This is a genomic window from Kitasatospora sp. NBC_01287 (assembly GCF_026340565.1).
GTDB lineage: Bacteria > Actinomycetota > Actinomycetes > Streptomycetales > Streptomycetaceae > Kitasatospora.
In genome coordinates this window covers 5,498,352-5,507,601 of sequence record NZ_JAPEPB010000001.1, presented here as the reverse complement: position 1 = coordinate 5,507,601, position 9,250 = coordinate 5,498,352, and the positions used below count along the sequence as shown (strand labels likewise).

Annotated in this window: 10 protein-coding genes; 1 reads left to right on the top strand and 9 read right to left on the bottom strand. The window is 70.5% G+C overall.

Annotated elements, in window-relative coordinates; genetic code table 11:
- The first annotated feature begins 24 nt into the window (after window positions 1-24).
- Window positions 25-1,023, top strand: coding sequence for a type I pantothenate kinase (gene coaA, locus OG455_RS23840; RefSeq protein ID WP_266296863.1), 999 nt, complete (start codon window positions 25-27; stop codon window positions 1,021-1,023).
- 60 nt (window positions 1,024-1,083) lie between these two features.
- Here coaA and glmM read toward each other — a convergent pair whose 3' ends face one another.
- The 9 genes from glmM to rpsM form a co-directional block, all read right to left on the bottom strand.
- A complete protein-coding gene (gene glmM, locus OG455_RS23835) occupies window positions 1,084-2,454 on the bottom strand; it encodes a phosphoglucosamine mutase (protein ID WP_266296861.1) in 1,371 nt (456 codons plus the stop codon).
- 180 nt (window positions 2,455-2,634) lie between these two features.
- Window positions 2,635-3,147: a 30S ribosomal protein S9 gene (gene rpsI / locus OG455_RS23830; RefSeq protein WP_266296859.1), complete on the bottom strand. Its 513-nt coding sequence runs from the start codon at window positions 3,145-3,147 to the stop codon at window positions 2,635-2,637.
- Between the two features lie 44 nt (window positions 3,148-3,191).
- Window positions 3,192-3,635 (bottom strand): 50S ribosomal protein L13, encoded by a 444-nt coding sequence (rplM, locus tag OG455_RS23825; protein ID WP_266296857.1) that lies wholly within the window; start codon window positions 3,633-3,635, stop codon window positions 3,192-3,194.
- 221 nt (window positions 3,636-3,856) lie between these two features.
- The gene (locus tag OG455_RS23820; RefSeq protein ID WP_266296856.1) at window positions 3,857-5,536 is read right to left on the bottom strand and encodes an ABC-F family ATP-binding cassette domain-containing protein; all 1,680 of its coding nucleotides are present in this window, start codon (window positions 5,534-5,536) and stop codon (window positions 3,857-3,859) included.
- A gap of 43 nt (window positions 5,537-5,579) precedes the next feature.
- A complete protein-coding gene (gene truA, locus OG455_RS23815) occupies window positions 5,580-6,479 on the bottom strand; it encodes a tRNA pseudouridine(38-40) synthase TruA (RefSeq protein ID WP_266296855.1) in 900 nt (299 codons plus the stop codon).
- 86 nt (window positions 6,480-6,565) lie between these two features.
- Window positions 6,566-7,057, bottom strand: a complete 492-nt coding sequence (gene rplQ / locus OG455_RS23810; protein WP_266296854.1) for a 50S ribosomal protein L17 — start codon at window positions 7,055-7,057, stop codon at window positions 6,566-6,568.
- 134 nt (window positions 7,058-7,191) lie between these two features.
- Window positions 7,192-8,214: a DNA-directed RNA polymerase subunit alpha gene (locus tag OG455_RS23805; protein ID WP_035800873.1), complete on the bottom strand. Its 1,023-nt coding sequence runs from the start codon at window positions 8,212-8,214 to the stop codon at window positions 7,192-7,194.
- Between the two features lie 125 nt (window positions 8,215-8,339).
- Entirely contained in the window at window positions 8,340-8,747 is a 408-nt protein-coding gene (gene rpsK / locus OG455_RS23800; RefSeq protein ID WP_030232513.1) for a 30S ribosomal protein S11, read from the bottom strand.
- Window positions 8,748-8,820: 73 nt separating this feature from the next.
- On the bottom strand, window positions 8,821-9,201 hold the full coding sequence (gene rpsM, locus OG455_RS23795) for a 30S ribosomal protein S13 (protein WP_266296853.1): 381 nt from the start codon (window positions 9,199-9,201) through the stop codon (window positions 8,821-8,823).
- Window positions 9,202-9,250 lie beyond the last annotated feature (49 nt).

The window sequence follows — 9,250 nt, the reverse complement described above, 5'->3', positions numbered from 1 at the left end:
CCGGGTGCCCCCGGACGGCCCACAATGGACCATGTGCTGACCGAACTCTGTAGCCAGGGCGCACCCTCGACGCCCAGCCCGTCGCCGTCGCCGTACGTCGACCTCTCCCGGGCCGAGTGGAGCGCCCTGCGCGACCGCACCCCCTTGCCGCTCAGCGCGGCCGAGGTGGAACAGCTGCGCGGCCTGGGCACAGCGCTGGACCTGGACGAGGTCCGCGACGTCTACCTGCCGCTCTCCCGGCTGCTCAACCTCTACATCCACGCCACCCACGAGCTGCGCGGGGCGCTGGGCACCTTCCTGGACGTCGCGGACACCGAGCGCACCCGCACCCCGTTCATCATCGGGGTGGCCGGCTCGGTGGCGGTCGGCAAGTCCACCACCGCCCGCCTGCTGCAGGCGCTGCTGGCCCGCTGGCCCGAGCACCCGCGGGTCGAACTGGTCACCACCGACGGGTTCCTGCTGCCCAACGCGGAGCTGCGCCGGCGCGGCCTGATGGCCCGCAAGGGCTTCCCCGAGTCCTACGACCGCCGGGCGCTGATGCGCTTCGTGGCGGACGTGAAGGCGGGCAAGGAGCAGGTCTCGGCCCCGGTCTACTCGCACCTGGTCTACGACATCGTGCCGGACGAGCGCCTGGTGGTGCAGCGCCCGGACATCCTGATCGTCGAGGGTCTGAACGTGCTGCAGCCGGCGCTACCGGGCAACGACGGCCGCACCCGGCTCGCGGTGGCCGACTACTTCGACTTCTCGATCTACGTCGACGCCCGCACCGACGACATCGAGAACTGGTACCTGTCCCGCTTCAAGAAGCTGCGGGACACCGCCTTCCTGGACCCCAGCTCCTACTTCCGCCGGTTCACCGAGGTGCCGCAGGAGGAGGCGATGGAGTACGGCCGCCAGGTCTGGCGCACCATCAACAAGCCCAACCTGCTGGAGAACGTGCTGCCGACCCGGGGCCGGGCCACCCTGGTGCTGCAGAAGGGCGCCGACCACAAGGTCCGCCGCGCCCTCCTGCGCAAGCTCTGAGCCGGCCCTGACGCGTGGTCAGCGACCGGGCCCGGAGCGGCCGGGCCCGGAGCGGCCGACTCAGATCGCCAGCTGCTCGCTGACCACGGCCGCCAGTCGCGCGGCCACCGCCTCGGCCCGGTCGTGGTCGGCCGCCTCGACCATCACCCGCACCACCGGCTCGGTCCCCGAGGGGCGCAGCAGCACCCGCCCGGTGCTGCCGAGTTCGGCCTCGGCCTGCGCGACGGCCGCGGCCAGCTCGGCGCAGCCGGCCACCGCGCCGCGGTCCACGCCCTTGACGTTGATCAGCACCTGCGGCAGCCGGGTCATCACGGCGGCCAGGTCGGCCAGCGGCTGCTTGGTGGCGGCCAGCCGGGCACCCAGCATCAGGCCGGTCAGCGTGCCGTCGCCGGTGGTCGCGTGGTCCAGCAGGATCACGTGGCCCGACTGCTCACCGCCGAGCGCGTAGCCGTGCTCCTTCATCGCCTCCAGCACGTAGCGGTCCCCCACCCCCGTCTCGACCAGCTCGATCCCCTCGCGCTGCATGGCGAGCTTGAAGCCCAGGTTGGCCATCACGGTGCCGACCGCGGTGTTGCCGCGCAGGGTGCCGGCCTCGCGCATGGCCACCGCCAGGATCGCCATGATCTGGTCGCCGTCCACCTCGTCGCCCTCGGCGTCGGCGGCCAGGCAGCGGTCGGCGTCGCCGTCCAGCGCGATGCCCAGGTCCGCCTGGTGCTCGCGCATCGCCTCGCGCAGCCCGGCCAGGTGGGTGGAGCCGACGCCGTCGTTGATGTTCAGCCCGGTCGGCTCGGCACCCAGCGTGTAGACCACCTCGGCGCCGGCCCGGGCGAAGGCCTCGGGGGCCACCCGGGCGGCCGCGCCGTGCGCGCCGTCGATGACCACCTTGATGCCGTCCAGCCGGTTGGGCAGCACGGCCACCAGGTGGGCCACGTACTTGTCGAAGCCCTCGGTGTACTCGTGCACCCGGCCGACCGCGCTGCCGGTGGGGCGCGCCCGCACCGGTTCGGCACCCGAGAGGTAGTGCCGGTAGTCCGCCTCGATCGCGTCCTCGATCGCGTCGTCCAGCTTGTGGCCGCCGCGGGCCAGGAACTTGATGCCGTTGTCGGGCATCGCGTTGTGACTGGCCGAGAGCATCACGCCGAAGTCGGCGCCGAGCACGCCGGTCAGGTACGCCACGGCGGGTGTGGGCAGCACGCCGACCCGCAGCACGTCGACGCCGGAGCCCGCCAGCCCGGCGATCACGGCCGCCTCCAGGAACTCACCCGAGGCGCGCGGGTCACGGCCGACCACCGCCACCGGACGCCGGCCGCCGAAGCCGCCCGCGTCGCCGAGCACGTGCGCGGCGGCCATCGACAGCCCGATCGCCAGTTCGGCGGTCAGACCGATGTTCGCCACACCGCGTACGCCATCCGTACCGAAGAGTCGTGCCACAGTCCCGTCCTTCATTGCCGGCACCGGCGCGGCCTGAGGCAGGGCCGACCGGTGGGGGAGGAGTCCCTGGCCGCCTGACCGGTCCAGGGAGCACAACGCCCCGGGGCACATGAAGTGCTCCGGGGCGTCGATCCCACCTGCGGGGTGCGCACCAAGGGCGGTACGCACCCCGGGGGGTGACTAGCGCTTGCTGTACTGCGGGGCCTTGCGGGCCTTCTTGAGACCGGCCTTCTTGCGCTCGACGGCACGGGCGTCACGCATCAGGAAGCCGGCCTTCTTGAGGGCGGCGCGGTTGTTGTCCACGTCCGCCTCGTTCAGGGCGCGGGCCACGCCGAGGCGCAGCGCGTAGGCCTGACCGGAGACGCCGCCGCCCGCGATGCGCGCGATGACGTCGTAACGGCCGTCCAGCTCAAGGAGCTTGAAGGGCTCGTTCACGGTCTGCTGGTGCACCTTGTTGGGGAAGTAGTTCTCCAGGGTGCGACCGTTGATCTTCCACTGGCCGGTACCGGGGACGATGCGCACGCGGGCGATCGCCTCCTTGCGACGGCCGAGGCCGGCGCCGGGGACGGCCTCGCTGAAGCGGCCGGCCAGCGACTCGGTGGAGTAGGACTCGGTGTCCTCGGAGGTGTACTCGGTGTACTCCTCGTCGACCTCGATGTCCAGGGGGGTCTCGATGGCAGCGTTCTCGGCCACGATGTTCCTCAGCTTTTCTTAGTTAAGGGGCTTGGTGGCCGGAATTACTGCGCGACCTGGGTGATCTCGAACGGCACCGGCTGCTGGGCAGCGTGCGGGTGCTGGTCGCCCGAGTAGACCTTCAGCTTGGAGAGCATCTGGCGGCCCAGGCTGTTCTTGGGGATCATGCCCTTGATGGCCTTCTCGACGGCCTTCTCCGGGTTCTTGTCCAGCAGGTCGTCGTAGCGCACCGAACGCAGACCGCCCGGGAAGCCAGAGTGGCGGTAGGCCAGCTTCTGGGACTTCTTGTTACCGGACAGGTGCACCTTGTCGGCGTTGATGATGATGACGAAGTCACCAGTGTCAACGTGCGGCGCGTAGATCGCCTTGTGCTTACCCCGGAGGAGGTTGGCGGCCTGGGAGGCCAGGCGGCCGAGCACGACGTCGTTGGCGTCGATGACGTGCCACTGACGCTGGACGTCGCCGGGCTTGGGGCTGTACGTACGCACGGTCGTAGCCTTCGCTTTTCAGTGAGTGAGTCCTGACAGGAGCACCTGGACGAGGAGATCAGCCTGGCTCCACTTGGACGCAATTCAAGGGGAGCCGCTGGTCATCGGCCTGGCATCTCCGGCGTACCGACCTCTCACGTGAGATGGAGCGAGCCAATACGCACAACAAGGGCCCACAGTACCCGCTACCGGGTGCGAGCTCCAAACCCGTGGAGGGTCCGTCAGCGCTCGCGGCGCACCCGGGCCTCGTCCCAGACCGGCTCCGGCGCCTCGTAGACCCGCCCGTCGGCGCCGAAGACCAGGAAGCGGTCGAAGGTCTTGGCGAACCAGCGGTCGTGCGTGACGCAGAGCACCGTGCCGTCGAAGGCCTCCAGCCCCTCCTGCAGCGCCTCGGCGCTGTCGAGGTCGAGGTTGTCGGTCGGCTCGTCGAGCAGCAGCGCGGTGACGCCGGAGAGCTCCAGCTTGAGGATCATCAACCGGGCCTGCTGGCCGCCGGAGAGCGACTCGAACTTCTGCTCCTCCTGCTTGTCCAGCTCGTAGCGGCGCAGCGCCCCCATCGCGGCGCCCCGGCTGAGCGCGTGCTCCTGCTCGATGATCGAGCGCACCGTGCGGCCGAGCAGTTCGGGGTGGGCGTGGGTCTGGCGGAAGTGGCCCGGCACCACCCGGGCACCGAGCTTGAAGCCCCCGGTGTGCCGCACCGTCGCGTCGCCGGCCAGCAGCCGCAGGAAGTGCGACTTGCCGGACCCGTTGGAGCCGAGCACCGCGACCCGCTGGCCGTAGTAGACCTCCAGGTCGAAGGGCCGCATCAGGCCGGTCAGTTCCAGGCCCTCGATGGTGAGCGCCCGCACGCCGGTGCGGCCGCCCTTGAGCCGCATGGTGATGTTCTGCTCGCGCGGCGGCTCCTCAGGCCGGCCGGCCTCCTCGAACTTCTTCAGCCGGGTCTGCGCGGCCGCGTAGCGGGTGGCCAGCGCGTGGCTGACCGAAGCCGCCTGGCGCAGGTTGACCACCAGCTTCTTCAGCTTGGCGTGCTCCTCGTCCCAGCGGCGGCCGAGCTCCTCGAAGCGGGCGAAGCGCTCCTTGCGGGCCTCGTGGAAGGAGTCGAAGCCGCCGCCGTGCACCCACACGCTGCTGCCACCACCGCCGAAGCCCGACTCGACACTGATGATCTTGTCCGCGGTCCGGGAGAGCAGCTCGCGGTCGTGCGAGATGTAGAGCACCGTCTTGGGGCTGGCCTTGATGGCCTCCTCCAGCCAGCGCTTGCCCGGCACGTCGAGGTAGTTGTCCGGCTCGTCGAGCAGCAGCACCTCCTCGGGGCCGCGCAGCAGGCACTCCAGCACCAGCCGCTTCTGCTCACCGCCGGAGAGGGTGTTCAGGCCGCGGAACTGGGCCCGGTCGAAGGGCATCCCCAGGGCCGCCATGGTGCAGACGTCCCAGTCGGTCTCGTAGTCGTAACCGCCGGCATCGGCCCAGTCGGAGAGCGCCTGGGCGTAGCCCATCTGCGACTTCTCGTCGTCCTGCGCCATCATCGCCAGTTCGGCCGCGTCCACCGCCTTGGCGGCCACCGCGATCCGCTGCGGGGCGACCGAGACCAACAGGTCCCGCACCGAGGCGTCCGGCGGCAGCGCCCCCGGCCCGGAACGCTCCTCGGCGTCCCGCGGGTCCTCACGCCCGGTGGTGCCGACGAACTGGCGCATCACGCCGAGCCCGCCGGTCACCGTCACCGTCCCGCCGTGCGGCTGGGTGTCCCCGGCGATCATCCGGAGCAGCGTGGTCTTTCCGGCGCCGTTGGCACCCACCAGGGCGACCGCGGAGCCCTCTCCGACCCGGAAGGACGCGTCGTCGAACAGCACCCGCCCGTCCGGCAGGTAGTACTCCAGATGTGAAATCTCGACGTGTCCCATGGGCCCGAATTGTGCTACCGACCACCGGTCAGGACCAAACGGATTACCCCTGGCCCGGCAGCGTCCGCATCCGCCGGGCCAGCCTGTTCCGCTCGGCGAGCTGGTCGTCGGCCGGGTAGCCGACCTCCTCCAACGTCAGCCCGTAGGGCCGGATCACATTGACCGCGCTGTTGCGCACCCCGCCGCGCAGCACCTCGCCGGGGAACTCCGCCGGCCGGTGCCCGTCGCCGACCAGCAGCATCGCGCCGACCAGGGCCCGGACCATGTTGTGGCAGAAAGCGTCGGCGCGCACGGTGGCCACCGCGAGCGAGCCCTCCTGGGCCGCGTACGGGTCCATCGGCACCCGGTCCCAGCGCAGTTCCAGCAGCGTGCGGATGGTGGTCGCGCCCTCGCGCTTCTTGCAGTACGCCGCGAAGTCGTGCTCGCCGAGCAGCAGCCGCGCCGCCTCGTTCATCTTCTCGATGTCCAGCGGCCGGTCGTGCCAGAGCACGTGGCCGCGCAGCAGCGGGTCCACCCCGCCCGGGTGGTCGGCCACCCGGTAGGCGTACCGCCGCCAGATCGCCGCGAAGCGCGCGTCGAAGCCGGCCGGTGCGCGGCCCACCCGGTAGATCCGCACATCCGCGGGCAGCCGCCCGGCCAGGCGCCGCAGCAGCTTCTCGGCGTGCGCGGCCCACACCTCGTGCGGCAGGTCGACGTGCGCGACCTGCCCGCGCGCGTGCACCCCGGCGTCGGTCCGCCCGGCCACCGTGAGCGGGAAGAGCTCGGGGCTGCGGGTGACGACCTGCAGGGCGCTCTCGATCTCCTCCTGCACCGTGCGCCGCCCCCGCTGGCGCGCCCACCCGGAGAACTCGGCGCCGTGGTACGCCAGATCGAGCCGGACCCGGACGTGCCCCTCGGCCGGTCCGTCCTTCACCGGCGCCTGCTCAGCGCAGTCGTTCACCACATACCTCCGTACCTCCGTCGACAAGGGAACGGGCCCGTTCCCCCGCCGAAGCGGGGGAACGGGCCCGTCAGGGTGCCTAGCGAGCGTCAGGCCTGCTCGTCCGCCGGGGCGGCGTCAGCGGGGGCCTCGTCGGCGACCGGGGCGGCAGCGGCGGCCTCGGTCTCCTTGACGGAGCGCTTGGTGGCGGCCTCGGCCTCGCCGACCGCGGTCTGCGCGACGGTCAGCGCCTCGACCAGCTCGATCACGGCCATCGGGGCGTTGTCGCCACGACGGGGACCGATCTTGGTGATGCGGGTGTAACCACCGGGGCGGTTCTCGTAGCGCGGCGCGATCTCGGTGAAGAGGGTGTGCAGCACCGCGATGTCGGTGATCGTCTTGCGGACGATGCGACGGTTGTGGATGTCACCGACCTTCGCCTTGGTGATCAGGCGCTCGGCCAGCGGGCGCATCCGACGGGCCTTGGCCTCGGTCGTGGTGATGCGGCCGTACTGGAACAGCTCACGGCACAGGCCGGCGAGCAGCAGCGGCTCGTGGTGCGGGCCGCCACCGAGGCGGGCACCCTTCGCGGGACGGGGCATGGTAGCTCCTTGAATCTCCGACTCCGGCCGGATCAGGTACCGGAACGGGCGGCCGGGCACAGTTGCCCGGACGACTTAGCTCATTGCATTGCCGGTGGGGGCGACCCGCTGGGAGTCGCCCCCACCGCACACACTCAGTACTGCTCGGTCTCCGCGTAACCCGCGTCGTCCAGGTCGTCGGCGCCGAAGGCGTCGGCGGCGGCGGTCGGGTCGAATCCGGGCGGGCTGTCCTTGAGGGCCAGGCCCATGCCGGCCAGCTTCGCCTTGACCTCGTCGATCGACTTCGCACCGAAGTTGCGGATGTCGAGCAGGTCGGCCTCGGAGCGCGCGACGAGCTCACCCACGGTGTGGATGCCCTCGCGCTTGAGGCAGTTGTACGACCGAACGGTGAGCTCCAGCTCCTCGATCGGCAGCGCCAGGTCGGCGGCCAGGGCGGCGTCCGTCGGGGACGGGCCCATGTCGATGCCCTCGGCGTCGATGTTCAGCTCGCGGGCGAGACCGAACAGCTCCACCAGGGTCTTGCCGGCCGAGGCCATGGCGTCACGCGGGCGCATCGCGGGCTTGGTCTCGACGTCGACGATCAGCTTGTCGAAGTCGGTCCGCTGCTCGACACGGGTGGCCTCGACCTTGTAGGTGACCTTCAGCACGGGGCTGTAGATCGAGTCGACCGGGATCCGGCCGATCTCCTGGCCGGACGCCTTGTTCTGCACGGCGGAGACGTAGCCGCGACCGCGCTCGACGGTCAGCTCCATCTCCAGCTTGCCCTTGCCGTTCAGCGTGGCGAGGACCAGCTCGGGGTTGTGCACCTCGACACCGGCCGGGGGCGCGATGTCGGCGGCGGTGACCACACCCGGGCCCTGCTTGCGCAGGTACATCACGACCGGCTCGTCGTGCTCCGAGGAGACGACCAGCTGCTTGATGTTCAGGATGAGGTCGGTGACGTCCTCCTTGACGCCCGGCACGGTGGTGAACTCGTGCAGGACACCGTCGACCCGGATGCTGGTGACAGCGGCACCGGGGATCGAGGAGAGGAGCGTGCGGCGAAGCGAGTTGCCGAGGGTGTAGCCGAAGCCCGGCTCCAGCGGCTCGATGACGAACCGCGAGCGGTACTCGTCGACAACCTCTTCGGTCAGCGAGGGACGCTGAGCGATCAGCATGTTTTCAGATCCTCCAGTTGTACTCGGCACCCACTATTTGATGCCGAACAAGAACCAGCGTACGGGGTCCCTCCTGGAAAGGACCCCGTACGTGGTGCAGAGCAGGCGTGCCCGAAGGCGCTGCGTCAGACGCGGCGGCGCTTCGGCGGACGGCAGCCGTTGTGCGGGGTGGGGGTGACGTCCTGGATCGAACCCACCTCCAGGCCGGTGGCCTGGAGCGAGCGGATCGCGGTCTCGCGGCCCGAGCCCGGACCCTTGACGAAGACGTCGACCTTGCGCATGCCGTGCTCCTGCGCGCGGCGCGCGGCGGCCTCGGCGGCCATCTGCGCGGCGAACGGGGTGGACTTGCGCGAGCCCTTGAAGCCCACGTGGCCCGCGGACGCCCACGAGATCACGTTGCCCGCGGGGTCCGTGATCGAGACGATCGTGTTGTTGAACGTGCTCTTGATGTGCGCGTGGCCGTGAGCGACGTTCTTCTTTTCCTTGCGGCGGATCTTCTTCGCGCCGGCAGCCTGACGACCCTTGGGGGGCATAAGTCTGTTTCTCCTACTGAGGTGGTCGGTCCGCTAACCCGCGGGCCGGAGGGATGTCCGGTTAACGGGCGGACTACTTCTTGCCCGGCTTCTTCTTGCCGGCAATCGCGCGACGCGGGCCCTTGCGGGTACGCGCGTTGGTGTGGGTGCGCTGACCGCGGACGGGCAGGCCGCGACGGTGACGCAGACCCTCGTAGCAGCCGATCTCGACCTTGCGGCGGATGTCGGCGGCCACCTCGCGACGGAGGTCACCCTCGACGCGGTAGTTGGCCTCGATCCACTTGCCGAGCTTGACGAGGTCGTCCTCGGTGATGTCGCGGACGCGGATGTCGGGGTTCACGCCAGTCTCGGCCAGCGTCTGCTGGGCGCGGGTACGGCCGATGCCGTAGACGTACGTGAGGGCGATCTCGATCCGCTTCTCGCGGGGGAGATCAACGCCGGCGAGGCGTGCCATTCATGGCTCCTGTGGTTCTTCAGAGGTCTTACGCGCCGCCACTCCGTCT

Excerpts from the sequence above, each read along its gene's own strand:
- rplQ (WP_266296854.1), bottom strand. The coding sequence starts at position 7,057 with ATGCCCCGTCCCGCGAAGGGTGCCCGCCTCGGTGGCGGCCCGCACCAC.
- OG455_RS23820 (WP_266296856.1), bottom strand. The coding sequence starts at position 5,536 with ATGGGACACGTCGAGATTTCACATCTGGAGTACTACCTGCCGGACGGG.
- coaA (WP_266296863.1), top strand. The coding sequence starts at position 25 with ATGGACCATGTGCTGACCGAACTCTGTAGCCAGGGCGCACCCTCGACG.
- rpsK (WP_030232513.1), bottom strand. The coding sequence starts at position 8,747 with ATGCCCCCCAAGGGTCGTCAGGCTGCCGGCGCGAAGAAGATCCGCCGC.
- OG455_RS23805 (WP_035800873.1), bottom strand. The coding sequence starts at position 8,214 with ATGCTGATCGCTCAGCGTCCCTCGCTGACCGAAGAGGTTGTCGACGAG.
- rpsM (WP_266296853.1), bottom strand. The coding sequence starts at position 9,201 with ATGGCACGCCTCGCCGGCGTTGATCTCCCCCGCGAGAAGCGGATCGAG.